This is a genomic window from Geodermatophilus sp. DSM 45219, assembly GCF_900104025.1.
GTDB lineage: Bacteria > Actinomycetota > Actinomycetes > Mycobacteriales > Geodermatophilaceae > Geodermatophilus.
The window spans coordinates 415,026-435,949 of the sequence record NZ_FNIQ01000001.1; the positions used below are offsets into that span (position 1 = coordinate 415,026).

21 protein-coding genes are annotated in these 20,924 nt (G+C 73.8%); 16 read left to right on the forward strand and 5 right to left on the reverse strand.

The features are described from left to right. Nucleotides 1-247: 247 nt before the first annotated feature. On the reverse strand, nucleotides 248-694 hold the full coding sequence (locus BLR12_RS02005; protein WP_091372753.1) for an SRPBCC family protein: 447 nt from the start codon (nucleotides 692-694) through the stop codon (nucleotides 248-250). Nucleotides 695-787: 93 nt separating this feature from the next. On the opposite strand from BLR12_RS02005, the gene BLR12_RS02010 reads away from it, so the two are divergent. After that, nucleotides 788-1,189, forward strand: a complete 402-nt coding sequence (locus tag BLR12_RS02010) for a DUF4345 domain-containing protein (RefSeq protein ID WP_091372756.1) — start codon at nucleotides 788-790, stop codon at nucleotides 1,187-1,189. A gap of 134 nt (nucleotides 1,190-1,323) precedes the next feature. Here the strand turns inward: BLR12_RS02010 and BLR12_RS02015 are convergent, their stop codons facing one another. Then, nucleotides 1,324-1,509, reverse strand: coding sequence for a hypothetical protein (locus tag BLR12_RS02015; protein ID WP_091372760.1), 186 nt, complete (start codon nucleotides 1,507-1,509; stop codon nucleotides 1,324-1,326). Nucleotides 1,510-1,635: 126 nt separating this feature from the next. On the opposite strand from BLR12_RS02015, the gene BLR12_RS02020 reads away from it, so the two are divergent. From BLR12_RS02020 to BLR12_RS02065, 10 genes are all read left to right on the forward strand, one after another. Continuing rightward, nucleotides 1,636-2,652 (forward strand): RNA polymerase subunit sigma-70, encoded by a 1,017-nt coding sequence (locus tag BLR12_RS02020; RefSeq protein ID WP_091372763.1) that lies wholly within the window; start codon nucleotides 1,636-1,638, stop codon nucleotides 2,650-2,652. 49 nt (nucleotides 2,653-2,701) lie between these two features. Further along, entirely contained in the window at nucleotides 2,702-3,331 is a 630-nt protein-coding gene (locus BLR12_RS02025; protein WP_091372766.1) for a dihydrofolate reductase family protein, read from the forward strand. Nucleotides 3,332-3,450: 119 nt separating this feature from the next. Then, on the forward strand, nucleotides 3,451-3,810 hold the full coding sequence (locus tag BLR12_RS02030; RefSeq protein ID WP_091372769.1) for a DUF6578 domain-containing protein: 360 nt from the start codon (nucleotides 3,451-3,453) through the stop codon (nucleotides 3,808-3,810). 364 nt (nucleotides 3,811-4,174) lie between these two features. Beyond that, on the forward strand, nucleotides 4,175-5,680 hold the full coding sequence (locus BLR12_RS02035) for an MFS transporter (RefSeq protein ID WP_218120503.1): 1,506 nt from the start codon (nucleotides 4,175-4,177) through the stop codon (nucleotides 5,678-5,680). A gap of 135 nt (nucleotides 5,681-5,815) precedes the next feature. Beyond that, complete coding sequence (locus BLR12_RS02040; RefSeq protein WP_091372771.1) at nucleotides 5,816-6,112, forward strand: hypothetical protein; 297 nt, start codon at nucleotides 5,816-5,818, stop codon at nucleotides 6,110-6,112. A 293-nt stretch (nucleotides 6,113-6,405) separates the two neighbouring features. Beyond that, nucleotides 6,406-6,726 carry a GNAT family N-acetyltransferase gene (locus tag BLR12_RS02045; RefSeq protein WP_091372774.1) on the forward strand — a complete coding sequence of 107 codons (321 nt, stop codon included), beginning with the start codon at nucleotides 6,406-6,408 and terminating at the stop codon, nucleotides 6,724-6,726. Nucleotides 6,727-6,779: 53 nt separating this feature from the next. Then, entirely contained in the window at nucleotides 6,780-8,144 is a 1,365-nt protein-coding gene (locus BLR12_RS02050) for a cryptochrome/photolyase family protein (protein ID WP_091372777.1), read from the forward strand. An 81-nt stretch (nucleotides 8,145-8,225) separates the two neighbouring features. Beyond that, nucleotides 8,226-9,035 carry an Fpg/Nei family DNA glycosylase gene (locus tag BLR12_RS02055; protein ID WP_091372780.1) on the forward strand — a complete coding sequence of 270 codons (810 nt, stop codon included), beginning with the start codon at nucleotides 8,226-8,228 and terminating at the stop codon, nucleotides 9,033-9,035. Between the two features lie 39 nt (nucleotides 9,036-9,074). Beyond that, nucleotides 9,075-9,890 carry a hypothetical protein gene (locus tag BLR12_RS02060; protein WP_218120504.1) on the forward strand — a complete coding sequence of 272 codons (816 nt, stop codon included), beginning with the start codon at nucleotides 9,075-9,077 and terminating at the stop codon, nucleotides 9,888-9,890. 198 nt (nucleotides 9,891-10,088) lie between these two features. Continuing rightward, a complete protein-coding gene (locus tag BLR12_RS02065; protein WP_255363243.1) occupies nucleotides 10,089-11,507 on the forward strand; it encodes an FAD-dependent oxidoreductase in 1,419 nt (472 codons plus the stop codon). 92 nt (nucleotides 11,508-11,599) lie between these two features. On the opposite strand, the gene BLR12_RS02070 is transcribed toward BLR12_RS02065, so the two are convergent. Further along, a complete protein-coding gene (locus BLR12_RS02070) occupies nucleotides 11,600-12,709 on the reverse strand; it encodes an inositol monophosphatase family protein (protein WP_091372789.1) in 1,110 nt (369 codons plus the stop codon). Continuing rightward, nucleotides 12,702-15,497 carry a phosphoenolpyruvate carboxylase gene (gene ppc, locus BLR12_RS02075; protein WP_218120505.1) on the reverse strand — a complete coding sequence of 932 codons (2,796 nt, stop codon included), beginning with the start codon at nucleotides 15,495-15,497 and terminating at the stop codon, nucleotides 12,702-12,704. Before ppc ends, BLR12_RS02070 begins: the two co-directional genes overlap by 8 nt. Before the next feature lie 125 nt (nucleotides 15,498-15,622). On the opposite strand from ppc, the gene BLR12_RS02080 reads away from it, so the two are divergent. The 3 genes from BLR12_RS02080 to BLR12_RS02090 all read left to right on the forward strand — a co-directional run bounded on the left by BLR12_RS02080 (nucleotide 15,623) and on the right by BLR12_RS02090 (nucleotide 17,778). Then, the gene (locus BLR12_RS02080; RefSeq protein ID WP_091372792.1) at nucleotides 15,623-16,555 is read left to right on the forward strand and encodes an SMP-30/gluconolactonase/LRE family protein; all 933 of its coding nucleotides are present in this window, start codon (nucleotides 15,623-15,625) and stop codon (nucleotides 16,553-16,555) included. Between the two features lie 212 nt (nucleotides 16,556-16,767). After that, complete coding sequence (locus BLR12_RS02085) at nucleotides 16,768-17,091, forward strand: hypothetical protein (protein ID WP_143018676.1); 324 nt, start codon at nucleotides 16,768-16,770, stop codon at nucleotides 17,089-17,091. An 18-nt stretch (nucleotides 17,092-17,109) separates the two neighbouring features. Next, nucleotides 17,110-17,778, forward strand: a complete 669-nt coding sequence (locus tag BLR12_RS02090; RefSeq protein WP_091372796.1) for a hypothetical protein — start codon at nucleotides 17,110-17,112, stop codon at nucleotides 17,776-17,778. A gap of 84 nt (nucleotides 17,779-17,862) precedes the next feature. Here BLR12_RS02090 and BLR12_RS02095 read toward each other — a convergent pair whose 3' ends face one another. After that, the gene (locus BLR12_RS02095) at nucleotides 17,863-18,351 is read right to left on the reverse strand and encodes a DUF4304 domain-containing protein (protein ID WP_176832306.1); all 489 of its coding nucleotides are present in this window, start codon (nucleotides 18,349-18,351) and stop codon (nucleotides 17,863-17,865) included. 1,696 nt (nucleotides 18,352-20,047) lie between these two features. Here BLR12_RS02095 and BLR12_RS23865 point away from each other — a divergent pair. Continuing rightward, nucleotides 20,048-20,281, forward strand: coding sequence for a hypothetical protein (locus BLR12_RS23865; protein WP_143018678.1), 234 nt, complete (start codon nucleotides 20,048-20,050; stop codon nucleotides 20,279-20,281). Nucleotides 20,282-20,410: 129 nt separating this feature from the next. After that, nucleotides 20,411-20,851, forward strand: a complete 441-nt coding sequence (locus tag BLR12_RS02100; RefSeq protein ID WP_143018679.1) for a hypothetical protein — start codon at nucleotides 20,411-20,413, stop codon at nucleotides 20,849-20,851. Nucleotides 20,852-20,924 lie beyond the last annotated feature (73 nt).

The following is a 20,924-nucleotide window of genomic DNA, read 5'->3' on the forward strand; positions in this document are numbered from 1 at the left end:
TCGCCCCGCTGGCGCGGGGTGGCGACGGGGTGACGTGACCCCCAAGCAGGCCCGCGCAAGAGCTGAGGCGGACGGTGGCCGGCTACTCCCCCAGCGACCTCTGGCGTCCCGCTGGCCGTGCCCCTACGGGACGGCGTAGGAGCGTGCTCGCCCAGGACTCTCCCGGTCGGTCACGGTGGACGGAGGATCGCCCAGCCGCGCCGCTGACCCGCCTGCCGTGCAGCAGCGGCGCAGCGTTGAGCAGGCCCTAGGTGGTGGCCTCGAGGTGGGCCTTGAGGCGGGCCAGCTCGGCCGGCACGTCCTTGGCCAGCCACCGCCGCATGAGCGGGTCCAGCAGCCACGACAGCGGCCGCGCGAAGCGGAACTCCAGGCGCCGGTGCACTCGGACGAGCCCGTCCTCCTCGACGCACTCCAGCAACCCGGCGAACAGCACGATGCGATCCATCGGGCTGGGCACCGGGATGATGTCCACCCGCCTGCCCGCAGTGAGCACGACCCGCTGGGTGGTCCGAGGGCCCGGCATACCCATCAAGCGAGGCCGGAACCGGAACACCGTCTCCCCGGGACTGCGCCGGACCCACGTGATCGTCTTCAGGCGCGGGTCCACCGCCTGGTAGGCCTCGACATCCATGATGAACGCCAGAACGTCCTCCGCCGACGCTGTCGTCACCATGCTCGCCTGGCCGACCGCCACAACACCCACCGCCCGTCTCGACAAACCACGACCACCGTGCTGGTCAGGCTGACAGACTCACCGCGTGGCGCGCGAAGACCGACCGTCCCCGGCATGACCCCCGTCCTCGCCACCCGGGCCATCCGCGCGGCCCTCGTGCTGTCGGGCGCGGTGGCCACCGGCACCGGTACCGCGGTAGCCCTGCGCGGAACGGCATCGATCCCCGGTGGCGCGCCGACCGTGGCCAGCAACGACAGCGTGCTGCGCTTCTACGCCGTGTGGTGGGCGGCGCAGGGGCCGGTGATGTGGCGCCTCGCCGGTGACCCGGACCTCGACGAGCGGGCCCTGCGTTCCGTGTGCGCCACCACGTTCCTGGGCGGTCTGGCCCGCCTGGTGTCGGTCAGGACCAGCGGCCGGCCCCACCCGCTGTTCCAGACCCTCATGGTCACCGAACTGCTCCTGCCGCCGGTTCTGCTCATCCTCCGCCGACGATCCGCGACCACTCCGGCGCCATGAGCAGCCGGCCACAGCCCCGCACCGCCTCGCTGAGGGATCCCCTGCGGGACGGCATGCGTCGGTCTTGCGGATCAGCAGGACGTGGCCATGGCGGGTTCGTTGCACGGCGCTGCGCGGCGAGGTGCTGCGCCTGGTCAGTGGAAGAACAGGACACCGATCGCCGCCGCGGCCATCAGAGGGCCCCACCCAGCGGCTGCCGCGGTCTGCTGAGCAGTCAGCAGGTGTTCCTGGCGTGTGCGCCGAAGAACGCGCGCGGTGGCGGGCAGGCCCAGGCAGGCGGCGGTGAGCATGCCGGGTGAGTACTCGGCGACGGCGGCCATCTCCGCCCGTAGACGGTCGCAGGAGGTTCCTCCTGCGGCTCACTCCAACTGAACTGTTCCTGCCCGAAGGTGGCGCCGCGGCCGGTCTCGTCACGGAGTCGTCGACGTCGGTCACCATGGGCGGCGATGGACGAGCACGCCCTGGTGGAACGCGCCCGCGCCGGCGACGACACGGCGTTCGAGGAGCTCGTCGCGCCGTACCGCGCGCAGCTCCACGCCCACTGCTACCGGCTGCTTGCCTCTGCGCACGACGCCGACGACGCGCTGCAGGACGCCTTGATCGGCGCGTGGCGCGGGATCGGCGGCTTCGAGGGACGGTCGTCCCTGCGCGGCTGGCTCTACCGCATCGCCACGAACGCCGCCCTCCGGGTCGGCGCCAAGCGGCCCAAGCGACAGCTCTCCCTCGACGTCGGGCCCGCATGCACGGACCCCGACGCGTTGGGCGACCCGCTCGAGGGACCGGTGTGGGTCGAGCCCTACCCCGCCGAGCGGGTGGACGCGTTGGAGGTCGATCCGGCGAGCGCGTACGACGCGCGCGAGGCCGTCGAACTCGCCTTCGTCGCCGCGCTCCAGCACCTGCCGGCGTCCCAGCGGGCCGTGCTGCTGCTGCGTGAGGTGCTCGCCTTCTCTGCGGGCGAGACCGCCCAGACCCTCGATCTCAGCGTCACCGCCGTCAACAGCCAGCTCCAGCGCGCTCGTGCAACGATCGCCCGCCGGTTGCCGGACCGGACCCAGCGGGCGGTCCGCGCCGAGCTCGGTGCCGAGGCCGAGCGGCGCCTGGTCGCCGACCTGGTTGCCGCCTGGCAGGCCCGCGACGTCGATGCCTTCGTCGCGTTGCTCGTCGACGAGGTGCGGCTGTCCATGCCGCCGCTGCCCGCGTGGTTCGACGGGGTCGAGTCGGTCCGCGGTTTCCTGGCCCGGATGTTCGAGACACCGTGGCGGCTCGACGTCACCTCCGCCAACGGCCAGCCGGCGCTGGTCTGCTGGCAGGGCCACCCTGACGGCACGGCGTACCACCTGGGAGGGCTCACCGTCCTCACCCTGCACGCCGGGCGGATCGCCGCGCTCACCTGCTTCCTCGCGCCGCTGGTCGAGGAATTGTCCGTGCCAACCGATGAGCTCGGCGCGCCGCGCGACTCGTGAGGGGTGAGGGCGCGACCTGCGCGCCCGGCACACCGAGAGGAGCGCACCGATGCGCAAGCTGGTCGTCACCATCCTGACCTCGCTCGACGGGTACGTCGCCGGCCCCGGCGGGGACTTCATGGCGATGCCGCTGGACGAGTCGTTCAGCGCCTACAACCTGGAGCGGCTGCGTGCCGCCGACACCCTGCTGCTCGGCCGGACCACCTTCCTGGGGTTCCGGTCCTACTGGCCGCCCGTCGCCGACGACCCCGAGCAGCCCGAGACCGAGCGGGAGATCTCCCGCCGCAACACCGCCGCGCGCAAGGTGGTGGTCTCCGACTCGCTCTCTGCCGACGACCTCGCCGGCTGGGGGGAGTCGGAGCTGGTCCGACGGGCCGCCGCCCACGACGCGGTCCGCCGGCTCAAGGCCCAGGACGGCGCCGACATCCTCGTCTTCGGCAGCGTCCCGGTCTGGAACGACCTCCTCGCCGCGGGCCTGGTGGACGAGCTGCACGTGATGGTCGGCAACGGCGTCCTCGGCGACGGCGCCCCCGCCTTCACCGTCAGGCTTCCAGAGCGGTTGCCACTGCAGGAGACCCGGCGGCTCGAGGGGTCCGACAACGTGCTCCTGGTGTACGCCGCAAGCGCCCGGGACCAGCGTCGGCGGCGGTCGGCGACGTCGACCCACCAACCCGGCTGACAGTCAGGTCCCGAGGCATTCGTCTGTCTCAGAGCGGCCCATTCAGGGCGACAGTCGAGCCCGGGTGACACTGCAACCCACTCGACGAGCTGCCGAGCACGAGCCGAGGATCTCTTCCCGTGGATGTCGTTGTGGAGGTCGGCGGCTGGGAGCACGCGTGCTGCGGGCAAGCGATTGAGCGGAATCAGCTCGTGGACTTCCACTGCTTCCGCCGGGAGGAGCCGGACGGTGGGGTCCGTCTCATCGAGAGTCACCACGGTGGCCTCGATGTGTCGACTGATGAGCGCGTCCAGGGACGCGTGACTGAGATCCAGGTGGTACAGGACCGGGACGCGCCGTCGGTCCTCCGCGTTCCGAGCGGCCAGGAACTGCACGCCTCCGAGGAGGCAGACGAAGATCTTCTCGAGGACCCGTGGACTGGTGATGCGATTCCTTCGAGGAGCGGGGACTTCCTCGTCACCGTTCAGACCTCCCGATAGCCGCGCTCGGCCGTCCGACGACCCACTGTCCCCGAAGCCGCCTTCGGGGACGGCGGCTCCGCCCAGGTGACAGCCTCGGCGAGGGGCCGCCGGACACCGAGACCAACTGTGCGTAGGAACGCGTCAGTGGCCGCGTCCTGAGGCTCGCCGATCGGGCGCCTCCACACCTCTGCCTGCTTCCCTGCAACCGGCGTCCCTCCGGCTGTCGCAGGGCGGGGGGAGGGTGGGCCGCAGGCCCATCTCCGGTCGAGCTCGGGATCCCGGACTCCGCCGGGCGATCAGTTCCGGCCGACCGGCCGGTCAGAACTGGCGGTCGGGCGCGCGTCCGTGGGGGCGGGTGGTCAAGGGGAGAGGACGACGAGCCGTGGACGAGCGGACGACAGCGAGCGGCCCGGGCACGGCGGAGGGGGCCGGCGCGGGCGGCCCCGGCGGGACGGCGGCCGGCGGACCGCGGCTGGACCTGCGCAGCGGCACCCAGCGGACGTTCGCCCACGTGCTGGTCAACGCGTTGCTGGTCTCGGTGGTGAACTACACCCTCTGGTTCGCGGTGACGTTCTGGGTCTACCTGCAGACCCGCTCGGTCTTCGCCACCGGGATGATCGCCGGGATCTTCCTGGTGGCGACGGCGACCACTGGCATCTGGTTCGGCAGCATCGTCGACCACCACCACAAGCAGCGGGTGCTGCAGGCGTCGGCGGCGACGTCGCTGGCGATCTACCTGGTCTGCCTGGCCGGCTATCTGCTCACCCCGGCCGAGGCCTTCCGCGACCCGGCGAGCCTGCGGCTGTGGGCATTCGTGGTGCTGCTCATGCTCGGCGTCATCGCCGGCAACCTGCGCACCATCGCGCTGCCCACCCTGGTCACCCTGCTCGTTCCCGACGGTCTGCGGGACCGGGCCAACGGGCTGGTGGGCACCACGTCCGGGGTGTCGTTCCTGGTCACCTCGGTGATCAGCGGCCTGCTGGTGGCGGCCGGCGGCATGCGGTACGCGCTACTGCTCGCCGTCGCCGTCCTCGCCGGCTCGCTGGTGCACCTCGCCCGGGTGCACATCCCCGAGCGCCGGGTGGTCACCACGGCGGCGGCGCAGGGCGAGCCGTCCGGCGGTGCGGCGGATCCCGGCGGCGTGGACGTCCGCGGCACCCTGCGGCTGATCCGCGGCGTCCCCGGTCTGATGGCGTTGATCGCCTTCTCCTGCTTCAACAACTTCCTCGGCGGGACGTTCATGGCGCTGATGGACGCCTACGGCCTGTCCCTGGTGTCCGTCGAGGTCTGGGGCCTGCTGTGGGGGGCGCTGAGCGCGGCGATGATCCTCGGCGGCCTCGCCGTCGCCCGGTTCGGGCTGGGCGCCACCCCGGTCCGCACGCTGCTGCTGGTCAACGTCGCGCTGTGGCTGGGGACGGCGGTCTTCCCGCTGCGGTCCTCGATCGTGCTTCTGGCGGTCGGGATGACCGTCTTCTTGTTCCTCATGCCGTTCGCGGAGGCATCGGAGCAGACCGTGCTGCAGCGCGTGGTCCCCTACGAGCGGCAGGGCCGGGTGTTCGGCTTCGCGCAGAGCGTGGAGCAGGCCGCCTCGCCGCTGACCGCGTTCCTCATCAGCCCGGTCACGCAGTTCGTCGTCATCCCGTTCATGACCGACGGCGCCGGCGCCCGCGCGATCGGCGGCTGGTTCGGCACCGGTCCCGACCGCGGCCTGGCCCTGGTGTTCGTGGTCACCGCCCTGATCGGTCTGCTCGTCACCCTGCTCGCCCTGGTCAGCCGGCCCTACCGGCGGCTGTCCGCCGCCTACCGCACCTCGCTCGCGCCGGCGGGCGCCGACCACGGCCCGGCGGCCGAGGCGACCGTGGGTGCTCCCGCCCTGGGCTCCACCTGACCCATCCCGCTCTCCGGGACCGGCTCGCAGCGACCTGCAGGACGCCGTCGCCGCGTCGCGCTCCGCGTGGGGCGAGCTGCGGCCGCGGCCACCCGCGTCCGGCTGGGGTGCGGCGTCCGCGGGTAGGTCGGGTGCATGGCACTGCGCAATGCGGCGGTCGCGGCGGCCGGCCAGTGGGTCGACCCCGACGACGGCGTCCGCTACCCCTCCGGCGAGGTCCACGCGTGGGAGCGCGGGCGCAACGAGACGGTCTGCGGCCTGTCGCTGCACCGGTCGCGGCTGGCTCGCTTCCCGCACGTGAGCTGGGCCGACGTCCAGCCGGAGTCCGGCCGGCACGCCGAGGAGGTCCAGGAGGTCTGCCGCCGGTGCGCCGCGGCCCTGGGCCGGAAGCGCGACGACCGCGGCTGGACCCGCACCAACCCGCGCCCCTGACCGGTCAGCGGCGACGCCGCGACCACCCGTACCCGAGGGGGCCGGGCGACTCCACCGTCCCAGCGGCCCACGATGCCGGCCGCAGCCGGCGGCTCGGCGCGGCGGGCGAGGTCACGGAGCGGTCGTCGGTGCGCGACCCGCCTGCCGGCAGGACACCCGACCCGGGCAACGCCACCACGAGTCCGGGTGACACCCCGGCCGGTGGGAGCAACGCGGGTCGCCGAGGCGTTACCGTCTCCGAACGTGTCCGTCCCGGCAACGGCGCCGGGGACGAACGGAGGGGGAAGCCCAGCATGGAGACGAGCGTGGTCGACGTCCCAGATCGGGGACGGTTCGAGATCCGGCTCGGCGACCGGGTCGTCGGCCTGGCCAGCTACCACGTCGAGGACGGCACCATGGCGTTGCCGCACACCGAGATCGACCCCACGGTCGGCGGCCGCGGGCTCGGCTCGGCGCTCGTCGCCGGCGTGCTCACCGCCGCCCGCGAGCGCGGCCTGACCGTGCTGCCCTACTGCTCGTTCGTGCGCCACTACATCCAGCAGCACCCCGAGCTCATCGACCTCGTGGCCGAGGCCGACCGGCCGCACTTCGGCCTGGCGACCGCCGACCGCTGACCCGCCCGGCCGCGGGCCTGCGCGGCCGCCGGGAGCTGCCTACGCTCGCGCGGGTGCCCACCGCGCTCATCTGGTTCCGCCGCGACCTGCGGCTGGCCGACCACCCGGCCCTCCTCGACGCCCGGGAAGCCGCCGGTCCCGACGGCGCCGTCGTCCCGGTGTTCGTCTTCGACCCCCGCCTGTGGGAGCCCTCCGGGCTGCCGCGGCGGCGGTTCCTGCTGGACTGCCTCGCCGACCTCGGCGGGCAGGTGGACGGCGCCCTGGTGCTGCGCTCCGGCGACCCGGCGCGGATCGTGCCCGAGCTCGCCGACGAGGTGGACGCGGTCAGCGTGCACGTCTCGGCGGACACCGGCGTCTACGGCCGGCAGCGCGACGCGGCGGTCGAGCGGGCGCTGGGCGACGTCCCGTTCGTGCGCACCGGCTCGCCGTACGCGGTGACGCCCGGCCGGGTCACCAAGTCCGACGGGACGCCGTTCCGCGTCTTCTCCCCCTTCGCCCGCGCCTGGCGCGAGCACGGCTGGCGCGCCCCGGCGCCGCGGCCGGGGTCGGTGCCGTGGGTGACCGGCGTCCGCTCCGAGGCACCGCCGGAGGCCCCCCTCCCGGACGGCGTCCGGCTGCCCCCTGCAGGGGAGGCCGCCGCCTCCGACGCCTGGCGGCGCTTCCACGACACGCGCCTGGCCGGCTACGACCAGAGCCGCAACACCCCCGGCACCGACGGCACCAGCCGGCTGTCGGCCTACCTCAAGTACGGCTGCGTGCACCCGCGCACGCTGCTCGCCGACCTCGAGGACCTCGACTCCGGGTCGGCCGACCGCTTCCGCACCGAGCTGGCCTGGCGGGACTTCTACGCCGACGTCCTGTGGCACCGCCCGGAGTCCGCCCGCCAGCCGCTGGACGAGCGGATGCACGCGATGGCCTACGACACCGGCCCGGACACCGACGAGCGGTTCGCCGCCTGGGCGCAGGGCCGCACCGGCTACCCGATCGTCGACGCCGGGATGCGCCAGCTGCACGGCGAGGCCTACGTGCACAACCGCGTGCGGATGATCGTCGCGTCGTTCCTGGTCAAGGACCTGCACGTCGACTGGCGGCGCGGCGCCCGGTACTTCATGCAGCACCTCGTCGACGGCGACCTCGCCAGCAACAACCACGGGTGGCAGTGGGTCGCCGGCACCGGCACCGACGCCTCGCCGTACTACCGCGTCTTCAACCCCACCCGGCAGGGCAAGGAGTTCGACCCGGACGGCGACTACGTGCGCCGCTGGGTGCCCGAGCTGCGCGACGTCCCGGCGAGGTACCTGCACGAGCCGTGGCTGGCACCGGACGGCGTCCCGGACGGCTATCCGCTGCCGGTCGTCGACCACGCCGAGGAGCGCCGGGTGGCGCTGGAGCGCTACCAGCGGGTCCGCGACCGCTGAGTGTCGCCGGGCTCACCCGGCCGTCGTGGCGCACCCGCTGGTCAGGGGCGAAGCTGGGGGGCATGACCTGGCGAGCCGCCCGTGCCTGAGGGCCACACGCTCAACCGGCTGGCCCGGGACCAGTCGCTGGCCTTCGCCGGACGTCCCGTGCACGTCACCAGCCCGCAGGGCCGCTTCGCCGCCGGCGCGGCGCTGCTCGACGGCCGGGTGCTCGAGGAGGTGACCTCCTACGGCAAGCACCTGTTCGCCTGCTTCGGCCCGGACACCCTGCACGTGCACCTGGGCCTCTACGGCAGCTACACCGCCGGCACCGGGACGCCGCCGGCGCCGCGCGGCGCGCTGCGGATGCGCTGGGAGGGCGAGGGCCCCGACGGGCTCGGCGTGTGGACCGACCTGCGCGGCGCCACCGCCTGCGAGGTGCTCACCGCGCCGGAGGTCGACCGCATCCTCGACCGGCTGGGCCCGGACCCGCTGCGCCCGCGCAGCGACGGCACCGTCGCCCACCGGCGGATCGCCGGCAGCCGCACCGCGATCGGCGCGCTGATCATGGACCAGTCGGTGCTGGCCGGCGTCGGCAACGTCTACCGCGCCGAGATCCTGTTCCGGCACGGCGTCTCGCCGTTCCGCCCCGGCCGGCAGGTCGACGCGGGCACCTGGGCGGCGATGTGGGCCGACCTGGTCGTGCTCATGCGCTCCGGCGTCCGGATGGGCCGGATCGTCACCACCCGCCCGGAGCACCGCACCCGCCGCAGCGGCGCCGTCCGGCGGGAGGACGCGCACTACGTCTACCGGCGGACCGGGCTGCCCTGCCGGATCTGCGGCACGCCGGTGCGGACCGAGCCGATGGTCGGCCGCAACCTCCACTGGTGCCCGGTCTGCCAGGCGGTCTGATCCGGTGACGCAGCGCACCCGGACGCCTATCGTGGCGTGGTGATCGGCCCGGGGCGCGCGCTCGGGGTGGCCGCGCTCGCCGCGGTCGCCCTGGCGTGCGGCGTGCCGTCCGCGGCAGCTCGGGACGCCCCCGAGGTGGGCTACGACGTCTCCCACCCGCAGTGCGACGACGTCCTCCCCGGCGACCCGGCGTTCGCCGTGGTCGGCGTCAACGGCGGGCTGGCCACCCGGCCCAACCCGTGCCTGGCCGAGCAGCTGGCGTGGGCGGCGGAGGAGGCCACCGGCGAGGTCCCCGCCCAGCCGGAGGTGCAGCTCTACGTCAACACCGCCAACCCCGGCCAGGTCCGCGACCTGGTCACCACCTGGCCCACCGGGGGGCTCACCCCCTACGGCCGCTGCGACGGCGACAACAGCCGGGCCTGCTCGTGGCGGTACGGCTGGGAACGCGCCGCCGTCACCGTGACCGACTTCTTCGTCCCCGCCGCCGTGGACGCCGGGCTCGACCCCGACCCGGCCCGGTACCGCTGGTGGCTCGACGTCGAGACGACCAACACCTGGCAGACCGGGTCGGCGCCCGCCCGCGCCCGCAACCGCGCGGCGCTGGAGGGGATGACGACCCGGCTGACCGTCATCGGGGCCGAGGTCGGCCTCTACTCCACCGGCTACCAGTGGCGCCGGATCGCCGGCCCGGTGCCCGCGGACAGCCCGCTGCACGAGCTCGACAGCTGGCTGGCCGGCGCGACCACCCTGGCCGGCGCCCGCGAGGCCTGCGAGCGCGACCCGCTCGTCGGCGGCGGGCGGGTGGTCCTCACCCAGTACGTCGAGGACGGGTTGGACCACGACCACAGCTGCTAGGAGGACCTCGTCCTCCCCGTGAAGGACCCCGTCCTCCCCACCCCTCGGAGAAGGACCCCGTCCTCCTCACCGCTCGCAGGCTCGCGGTGAGCCTCTGGACGGGGCCGGCCCTGGACGAGGCCGTTCCAGCACGCCACCGTGCCCGCGGCGGGCCCGAGGGTTCCCGGAGCCTGGTGCTCGCCTCCCCGCCGGGTCAGGATGCCTGTCGTGTCGGTCGACGATGACCCCGGTCCCCCCTCCCCTCCTGCGCGACTGCGGGTGGCCGTCGTCGGCGCCGGCCCCGCCGGCATCTACACCGCCGAGGCGCTGACCAGGCAGCAGGAGGTCCCCGTCGCCGTCGACCTCATCGACCGGCTGCCGACGCCGTTCGGCCTGGTGCGGCACGGCATCGCCCCCGACCACCCCAAGATGCGGGCCATCCGCGACACGCTGCACCGGGCGCTGGACCACCCGGCGGTGCGCTTCGTCGGCAACGTCGAGATCGGCCGGGACCTGTCCTGCCGCGACCTGCACGCCGCGGTCGACGCCGTCGTCTACACCTACGGCGCCGCACTCGACCGCCAGCTGGCGATCCCCGGTGAGGACCTCCCCGGCAGCCTGGCCGCGACCGAGCTGGTCGCCTGGTACACCGGCCACCCCGACGCCGACCGGTCGACGGTGGAGACGGCGCTGGCGCGGGCCCGCTCGGTCGTCGTGGTGGGCGTCGGCAACGTGGCGCTCGACGTCGCCCGCGTGCTGGCCCGCACCCCGGCCGAGCTCGAGCCGACCGACATGCCGCAGCACGTGCTCGACACCCTGGCCGCGGCCCCGGTGGAGGCGGTCACCGTGCTGGGTCGCCGGGGTCCGGTCCAGGCCACCTTCACCACCCAGGAGCTGCGCGAGCTCGGCGAGCTGGCCGAGGCCGACGTGCTGGTCGACCCGGCCGACCTGGAGCTGGACGGCGCGGCCGAGGAGCGGGCGGCTACCGACCGGGTGGTGTCCCGGAACCTGGCGGTGCTGCGGGAGTGGGCCGGCCACGTGCCGCGACCGGGCCGGGCGACGGTGACGCTGCGCTTCTTCTCCCGCCCGGTGCGGCTGCTCGGCGAGGACCGGGTCACCGGCGTCGAGGTCGAGCGCACCGTGGTCGACCAGGACGGCCGGGCCTCGGGGACCGGCGAGACGGCCGTCCTGCCCGCCGACCTCGTCGTCCGCTCGGTCGGCTACCGCGGCGGCGAGCTGCCCGAGCTGCCGCTGGACCCGCACCGCGGGACGGTCCCCAACGAGCTGGGCCGGGTGCTGCGCGGCGGGGAGCCCGCGCCCGGCGAGTACGTGGCGGGGTGGATCAAGCGCGGGCCCACCGGCGTCGTGGGCACCAACAAGCACGACGCCCGGGAGACGGTGGCCACGCTGCTGGCCGACGTCGCGGCCGGCGTCGTCCGTCCCGGCGGCGGCGGCGCGGACGACCTCGTCGCGGCGCTGCGCGCCACGGGTGCCGACCCGGTGCTGCTGGAGGACTGGCGGGCCATCGACGCCGCCGAGGTCGCGCTCGGCGCCACCCGCGGGCGGGCCCGCACGACGCTGCACGAGTGGGAGACGCTGCTGGCGGCGGTGAAGGAGGCGGCCGCCCGCACCCGCTGAACGAGGACCCCCTTGCCCCCCACTGCTCGCAAGCTCGCAGCGGGCCCCTGCAAGGGGGCCGTGGGCGTGGGTGTTTCCTCCTGTGTCGGCGGTCAGGTGAGCTCGCGCAGCAGCTCCCGCGCCCGCTCCTCGGTCCCGGCGGCGACGAAGCGGATCAGCCTCTCGGTGTCCGGCCGCAGGTGCAGCGGGTCGCCGTCCGGGTCGAGCGCGACCCCTCCGGCCGCGGCGAGGAGGGCCAGCCCGCCGGCGACGTCGTGCACGTGCGTGCCGCTGCGGTCGAGGTTCTGCCAGGCGCCCGCGGCACCGTCGGCGACCAGGCAGACGTCGACGGCGGTGCAGCCGGTGACCCGTACGCGGCGCGCGCTCCGCGGGACCTGCACGGCCGACCCGGACGGCGCGGTGGGCGCGACGACGGTCCCGGCGTCCCGCGGGCGCACCGGCACCCCGTCGCGGTGCGCCCCGGACCCCACCGCGCCGGACCACCGGCGGCCGGAGGAGAGGTCGGCCACCAGGCCGGCGACCGGGCGGCCGTCCCGGACGAGCGCGGCGGAGAACGCCCACGGCGCCAGTCCGGCCCGGAAGTTGCCGGTGCCGTCGAGCGGGTCGAGCACCACCCACGGCTCGTCGCCGGGGACCGGCCGGTCGGAGCGCTCCTCGCTCAGCACGGTCACCCCCAGCGGGCGCAGCGCGCGCGCCGCGGCCAGGTGCGCGGCCTCGTCGGCACCGAGCGACGGGCTGCCGTCGGACTTGGTGGTGTCCTGGCCGGCGTCGCGGGCCAGCGCCACGGCCACCTCGACCCGGGTGGCGGCGAGCGCGGCGGCGTGCAGGAACCGGTCGGTCAGCGGGGCGCCGTCCGGCGGCGGGGGCACCGCCAGCCGGTCGTCGTCGTGCCCGTCCCGCACCCGCTCGCAGCCCCAGGCCGCCGCGGCGGCGACCACGGCCGGGTGGTCGGCCCGGACGCCGAGCCGGCGGACCAGGACGGCCTCGGCCACGCCGTCGTCCGCCCACTGCCGCCGCAGCAGCCCGGACAGCCCCGAGCCGTCGACGAGCAGCCGCTGACCCGGGTCGAGCAGTGCCGTGGCCAGCGCCGCGACCGGCACGCGCAGCCGCTCGGCGGCGGCGCGGACCTCGGCGCCGCCGGTGGCGACCCGGAGCGCGGCCGGGTGCGGTCCGGCCGGCCAGGCCGCCTCCGGCTCAGCCACTGTTGCGCAGGGCCGTGGCGATGCCGTTGATGGTCAGCTGGATGTTGCGGCGGACCAGCTCGTCGTCGTCTCCACCCCGGCGCCGGCGCAGCATCTCCACCTGCAGGTGGTGCAGGGGCTCCAGGTACGGGAACCGGTTGCGGATCGACCGCGCGAGCGAGGGGTTGTCGGCCAGCAGCCGGTCGTCGCCGGTGACCGCGAGCAGCATCCGGCAGCTGCGCCCGTGCTCGGCGGTGAGCTGGTCGAACACCCGGTGCCGCAGCGCCTCGTCGGGCACCAGCCCGGCGTAGCGGGCGGCGAGGTCGAGGTCGGTCTTGGCCAGCACCATGCCCATGTTGGACAGCATCGTGCGGAACCACGGCCAGCGCCTGTGCAGTGCCTGCAGCCGGGCGAGCCGTGCCGGGTCGCCCGCGACCCAGCTCTCCAAGGCCGACCCGGTGCCGTACCAGCCGGGCAGCATGATCCGCGCCTGCGACCAGCTGAACACCCACGGGATCGCGCGCAGGTCGGCGATGGAGTCCCCGGCCTTGCGCGACGGCGGGCGGCTGCCGATGTTCAGCTCGGCCAGCTCGCCGATCGGGGTGGCCGCGCGGAACCACTCCACGAAGCCCGGCGTCTCGTGCACCAGCGCCCGGTAGGCCTGCTGCGCCCGGGCGGCGAGGTCGTCGAGCAGCGCGTAGGCGGGCTCGGCGTCGTCCCCCAGGTTCTCGGTGTCGAGCAGGCTGGCCTCCAGCGTGGCGGCGACCATGGCCTCCAGGTTGCGCCGGGCTCGGTCGGGTTCGGCGTACTTGGCGGCGATGACCTCGCCCTGCTCGGTGATCCGCAGCTGGCCGGCGACCGCGCCGGGCGGCTGGGCGCGGATCGCGTCGTAGCTCGGGCCGCCGCCGCGGCCGACCGTTCCCCCGCGGCCGTGGAACAGCCGCAGCCGGACGCCCTCGCGCCGGGCCACCTCGACCAGGGCCAGCTCCGCCCGGTACAGCGCCCAGTTGGCCGCGAGGTACCCGCCGTCCTTGTTGCTGTCGGAGTAGCCGAGCATCACCTCCTGCACGTCGCCCCGGTTGCGCAGCAGGGTCCGGTAGAGCGGCTGGCCGAGCACCGCGGCCGTCGTCTCCGCGGCGCGCTGCAGGTCGCCGATCGTCTCGAACAGCGGGGAGATCCCGACCGGGCAGGTCGGTCCGCCCTCCCCGCCGGGGTCGAGCAGGCCGACCTCCTTGAGCAGGACGGCGACCTCGAGGACGTCGCTCACCGACTCGCACATGCTGATCACGTAGTTCGGCACCGCCTGCGGGCCGAGGGCGCGCACCTGGCCGGCGGCGGCGAGCAGCACGTCGAGCTCGCCGCGGGCGAGGTCGGAGAGCGCGGCGTCCGGGCGCACCAGCGGTCGGCGCATCCGCAGCTCGCCGACCAGCAGCTCGACCCGCTGCTCCTCGCTCAGCGCGGCGTAGTCCGGGCACACCCCGGCCCAGGCGAGCAGCTCGGCGACCACCTCGGCGTGGACGGCGGAGTTCTGCCGCACGTCCAGCCCGGCCAGGTGGAAGCCGAAGACCTCCACGGACTCGCGCAGCCGGGCCAGCCGGTCGTCGGCCAGCGCGCCGGCGCCGTGCGTGCGCAGCGAGGCGTCGATCGTGGCGAGGTCGGCCAGCAGCTCCTCGGGTGTCCCGTACGGCTCGAGGACGGCGTGCGGGGCCTGGCCGGGCACCGACCCGAGCACCCGCTGCGCGGTGGCGGCCAGCCGGGCGTGGACGCCGTGGAGAGCGCGCCGGTAGGGCTCGTCGGCGCGGAACGGGGAGTCGTCGCCGGAGACCTCGGCGAGGTGCGCGAGCTGGGGCGTCGGCGTGACCAGCCGGTCGGACACCGACAGCTCGTCGTGCAGCGCCAGCAGCTCGGCCAGGTGGTGACCCAGCGCCGTCTCCGCCTGCCGCGTACTGGCCAGCCGGACGGCGTCGGCGGTGACGAACGGGTTGCCGTCGCGGTCCCCGCCGATCCACGAGCCGGGCAGCAGCACCGGCCGGTCCAGCCCGGCCGAGGGCCAGCGCTCGCGCAGCGCCCGGCGCAGCTCGGTGTTGATCGCCGGGACCACCTCGAACAGCGACAGCTCGTAGTAGCGCAGCGCCTCGTCGATCTCGTCGGCCAGGCGCAGCCGGGACAGCCGCAGCAGCGCCGTCTGCCACAGGGTGAGCACCGCACGGTGCAGCTCCGCGGTCCATGCCGCGTCGTCGACCTCGCCCGGGATGGAACGGTCACGTCGCCGGATCAGCTCGGTGATCTGCCGCTGGACGCGGGAGACCGTGCGGCGGCGGACCTCGGTCGGGTGGGCGGTGACCACCGGGGCGACCAGGGCGCCGGCCAGCTCGCGCGCGACGACGCCGGGGTCGAGGTGCGCGGCGTCGAGCCGGTCGAACGTGGCCGCCAGGCTGCCCTGCTGCGGTGGGGAGCCCTCGATGCGGTGGAACCGGCGGCGCCGCTCGTGGTGGACGTCCTCGGCGAGGTTGGCCAGCAGCGAGAAGTGCACGAACGCGCGGATGACGTGGTTGGCCGAGCGGACGTCGAGGCCGCCGAGCCGGGCGGCGACGTCGGTGCGGTCGACCTCCGAGCGGCGCAGCCGGAAGGCCTCCACGCGGGTGGACTCGACGAGCGCGAGGACGTCGTCCCCCGACTGCTCGCCGATCACCTCGCCGAGGACCCGGCCGAGCAGCCGGATGTCCTCCCGGAGCGGGGCGTCGGCGGCGTCGGTCCCGCCTCCCCCGTGGTGGCGCAGGTCCGCGACGTCGACGGTGGCTTCGGACACGCGGTGAGTATCGACCGCCCGTGTGACGCGGTGATGTCGCGCCCGTCCGAGGTGCCTCTCGCGCGCGGAAGGCACCTGCACGGCAGCGTGTCGCGCCGGCACGCCGCTCCCCCGACGATGGGGACGTGCACCGGATCTCCGCGACCCCTGCCGCCGCCGTGCCCGCCGCCGCCCACGGGGAGGGCCCGACGTGGGACGCCGGGCGCGGCGAGCTGCTCTGGGTCGACATCACCGCCGGGCTGGTCCGCCGGGCCGCGGTGTCCACCGACGGGGCGCTGACCGAGGTCGCCACGCACCGCGGCGGGGACACCGTGGGCGCCGTCGTCCCCGCGGCCGCCGGCGGCTGGCTGCTCGCCGCCGGCGGCGGCTTCACGCACCTGACCGGGGACGGCGAGGCGCGGGTGCTGCTCACCCTGACCGGCGAGGGCGGCACCGAGGCCGACGGCGGCACCCGCATGAACGACGCGGCCTGCGACCCGGCCGGCCGGTTCTTCGCCGGCACCATGGCCTTCGACGAGCGGCCCGGCGCGGGCGCCCTCTACCGCCTGGACCTCGACGGCACGGTCACCACGGTCCTCGACGGCCTGACGGTCTCCAACGGGATCGGTTGGTCCCCCGACGCCCGCACCGTCTACCTCGCCGACTCGGGCCCCGGCGTGGTGCACGCCTTCGACTACGACCTCGCGACCGGCGCCTTCGGGACGGGCCGGGTGCTGCTCGAGTTCGACGGGGGCGACGGCGTCGCCGACGGGCTGACCGTCGACGACGACGGCTGCCTCTGGACGGCGCTGTGGGGCGGCGGGCAGGTGCGCCGCTGGTCGCCCGACGGGGAGCCGCTCGCCGTCGTCGACGTCCCGGTGGAGCAGACCTCCAGCTGCGCGTTCGCCGGGCCGGGGCGCGACGTGCTGGTGGTGAGCACGTCCGCCCAGGGGCTGGACGACGCCGCGCGGGCCGCCCAGCCCGACGCCGGCCGGCTGTTCACCGCCCACCCCGGGGTCACCGGCCCGCCGGCGTCCCCGTACCGCGGCCCGCTGGGGGCGCTGCGACAGGAGGGATGAGGCCGGCCGACTCGGCATCGGCTCGACCGGTGGGTTCCGAGGGCCTGTCGTGCGGATCGTGTACGTCACCGCCCTCGTCCCAAGGGCGGCTTCAGGGACACCGCGGCAACCGACGGAACACAGGGCCATCCCTCCGCTCGCCGATGACCTGTCGCGGGCCGCTCACTTCGGGACGGCACCGCTACGGCACGGGGAGACATGGCGATCGGACGGTGATGACGGAGTTCAGGAAGTCCGCGCTCGCCGTCCACACCGCCCCGGCACCGATCGACCCCTGGAGCCGGCTGGTCTGCCAGGACGACGGTCCCCTGGTGCTCGCGGCTCTCGAGTCGAACGCGGCAGTCGGGCCGTGGGTGGTCGTCGACGTCGACAGCGGCACCGCGACCGTGGGGCGCAAGCTGACACCCATCGCTGACGGACACCTCCGGGCAGACGGCAGCGGCCTGCTACTGACCTACCGCGGGCTCACGCCCGTCAGCGTCATCCCGAAGCCACTCGTCGGGACAAGCCGAGGCGCTGGCCTCGGCACCGGCTAAGATGAGCACGAACAGACGATGCTGGACCTCGGCTCGGGGGTGGCGGTCGTCAGCCGCTGGTTTCGACCGACGTCCAAGCTCATCAACACCGTGACGGGCGAGGTCCTGCGAAGGCTGCCCGCAGAGCCGCCGTTCTTCCTCCTGCCCACGGCCACGGGTCGTGCCCGCCTATGGGCGCTCGGCAGTGGAGCCGTCTTCACGCTCGACGAGCGGACATGGCACACGGTCAGCAGGGAGGAGGCGCCGCGTGGGCTGGCGGCTTGCCGGACCCCGCAGGGCACGGTGGCCGTGCTCGGCATGGTCGATATCGGCCATGACGAGAGCTTCGGTCACGCGCTGGTGCGCGACGTCGCACCAGGCGGGCTGTTACACAAGTTGCGATCCCCGTATGCGGGGCTCCGTCTGGCGCTACTCGATGACGACTTGACCGAGGTCGCCTCGGACAAGGCGAGCTGGCTCTGGCAAATACTCCAGGACCCGGATGTTCGGGGTGCTGTGCGGCTCACTGCCGACAACGCGGGCCGGGTCGTCCTCACGACAGCCCAGGGCCTGGCCCTGGTCGATTCCCCCTCGCTTCGGCTACTGGGGCAACACCGCACCAGCGCGTGGCCGGTGCCCTGGCGCCGAAGGCCCCGAGCCATCTACTGGTCAGGCGAGCGCGAACTCACCGTCCTCGCTTGGGCCTAGGTCGCAGAGAACGGGAACGCACACGTCGCAGTGAACCTCCGCCCGGGCGCGGCCGCGCACGTGGTTGAGCACTCAGCCGGCCAGTCACCCTCCGCAATCCTCGATGTCCCAAAGTGGGCCGCTACAGGACACCGGCAGGCTCGCTCCGTTCCTCCAGTGGCGGACTTGCGACAGCCAGGGAAGACCAAACTGCTGTACGGCCTGGACCACCTCCGCCGCCAGCGTCGCGGTGCCGCTATCAGGTGTCAGCCCCCACCACACGTCGTCGTGTTTGGGCATCAGTTCGCCCAGTCGCATGTAGGTTCCTACGGGACCCTGCACTGTGGCCGAGGGCTTGCCCCACCACGGCCGCCATCGTTCCCTCCACGCCGCCTTGCTGATCACAGCCAGGTTCACGGTGAAGCGAGCTCCCGCTGCAGTGTTGGACCGGGAACCCTGAAAGCCCACGAGCAGGTAGTGGTCCGGGTCCGGCAAGACGAAGTTGGCCGAGGAGCCCGTCATGCCCAGGTCGCGGAGCGCGGGGGCAATCTCCTGCCGAAGCATTCGCTTGTACCGATCCGGTGCGAGGGCCACACGCGCATGGTGAACGATGGCTGCGTGGGGCACCGGGAGAGGCGCCTCCTTCATCCCCTCGTGTCCCAGAGTGGGCCGCTCCGGGGCACCGGCCGTGCTCGCCGTGAAGGCGGCCTGTGGGCACTGGTCCACAGCGCCCCGGCGGGTACCCGATCAAACCCGCCCGTAGCGGAGGCGACACATGTCGGTGTCGTCCCGCTTGTCGTGGTCCTCTTCCCAGATGCACTGGGCGCAAGCCGTCAAGTCGGTCTGCTCTGGCCGTGGATGGAGCCGGGTCGAATGTCCACAGCGCGGACACCGCACGTCGTCGGGCTCGTCCGGTTGCCCTCTCTTTCTGGGCCAGAATCGCACTGCGCGAGGCTAGTAGAGGGGGATCGCCAGGGTCGCCCTGGGACGACGAACGCGCAGACCGCGTCCCTGACTGGGCCGCTTTGGGACGCACCAATTGATGACGCGGCGGGCCGCTGCGTGCTGCCAGAATTGGATGCGCCGACGGGGTTGGTGGCCCGACGGCCTTGGCCGCAGCCTCGGCGCATGGGTTGCCACGCCTGGCCCATGCGTCCGTTGTGGAGGGGAGCTGCCCGTTCGAGCCGGGCCTGCGCAGGCACCCGGGGTGGGCGCGCCGGAACTCTCCAACGCCCACCCCGGCCACCGCTCATCTCGGCACGGCAGCCCCTGAATGGCCCGTTCGAGGCGCCGGCGTCGGCCCGGTCAGAGGGCGGCCCCAGAGGGCACGAGAGGGCGTCCTCGGTTGCACTCGGCAGTCATGCACCGCAAGGTGACGATCATGGAGCCGGATTCCGGGGATCGTCCGGGTCAGGCACGGGACGAGGCCGGGTCTTCTCGCAGCCGACCCCGACCCCTGTTGTGGATGGTGTTGGTTCCTGCCGCGCTGTCCGCCGTGCTCTTCGCGAACAGTTGGTGGTCTAACAGCGGGTCCTGGCCAGACTGGGTGTACGTCCTGCTCCTGGCGGGGTCGCTGGCCCTCGTCGTTGTGACGGTCGCTCAACGATGAAGAGCAAAGGCCAGGCGGCAGTAGCCCGGTGTCCCTAGGTGGGCACCTTGGCGGCGTGACCTCGGTGGGCCCACCCGGTGCGACTCCGCCACATGCGCCACCTCACGCGATGTGGCCCCTGGGCGAAGCACGACCGTCGACAGCTACAGCCGCTGGCTGGCTGGGCATTGCAGCGGCCGCGATGACGGTCCTCATGGCTGGCGCTGCACGTCTCTTCAGCGACTCGCCGGTCGCGACCTGGCTGTGGGTGCCGTCGGCAGTCATCGTGACGGTGTTGCTGTAGGGGCGAGGCGACTTCTCAGTCGGCGCGGTCGGACCCTACTGACTCCTGGCGCTGTCGGTGCGCTCGTCATCGTGAGCGTCGGAGCGTTCCTAGACCCAGAGCTCCGTGCTGACGGCATCGCCGGGGTCTTGGTCTGGGTGGCCTTAGCGAGCCTGGTCCCCATTGCTGCTGGGGTCTTGGCGGCGTCACCCGTGTCAGGGGATGGCTAGCCGAGCGCTAGAGAGCGGGTGTCAGCTGTCCCGAAGTAGGCCTCTCGGGACCACCATCGCCGGCTCGCCGTGAGGGCGGTACCAAAGACATCCGCTCCGCGGTGCGAGCGCTCACTCGTTCAGGGACTTCGGCTGCCGCGTCCGCCTCAGAGTCGGCGCGCGACTCATGGCGCGACTCATGCTGGCGGGATGAAGGCACGCGGACCCAAGCCGACGAATGACAGCCAGTCGCTACGCACTGGTTTGGCTGTGCTCTCGGTCGCCTATGTCGGCATCGTCACCGTTGTTGTAGGGGTCGCCTACTGGATCAACCCCGAGCATGTCGAGCCGGCGATAGAGCCGGCGGTCGGCGGCCTGATCGGCTTGTTGATCCTGAGCACGCCGCCTGCCCGTCGCTGGCTTACGGGTTGTCGCCGTCGGTGAAGACCCGCCGCGTTCGCTGTCCCGTAGTGGGCCGCTGTGGGACGCAGGCCGAGATTGACCTCGAGGGCGGCCTATGGGGCATTTCCAGTGATGCCGCCCGCAGCCGCACCGCCTGGCTACCCTGCGCCAGTGGCCGAGTCCCCTGAGACCGTCGACCAGCGCTGGCTGCGATTCGAACTCTGGGAAGGCATGGGAGTTCACAACGGCTTGACCCGCCACATCTTCCGAGAGGCCGCGCGGGTCGAGCCACTCTTCAATGAGAGCGCCGAGTGGCGCGCCTGGTGGACGTCCACGAGCAAAGCGCCCGCCTTGGACCTCAGCATCGCGGTCGTCTGGCCTGACAAGACCCCGCCGGATGATTGGTTCTTGCCCGAGCGGATCGCACGGGGCCGCAAGCAGCACTTCGTCCGGCTGCACCTTGACGCCGGACGAGTGGAAGAGGTGCCGAAGGAAGCCCGGCACGCATTGCTTCTGCCGACGGTCCTGGAGGCGTTGGGTCGCCTCGTCACGAAGCTCAAGCTCTCCTACCCGCCCGAGGACCTACCCGACGGGGTGCTACGGGACGGGTAGCCGCCGTCCTTCCGAGGAGGCCAGGGCATCCCAAAGTGGGCCGCTATGGGACACCCAGCCGGGCTCGCCGTGA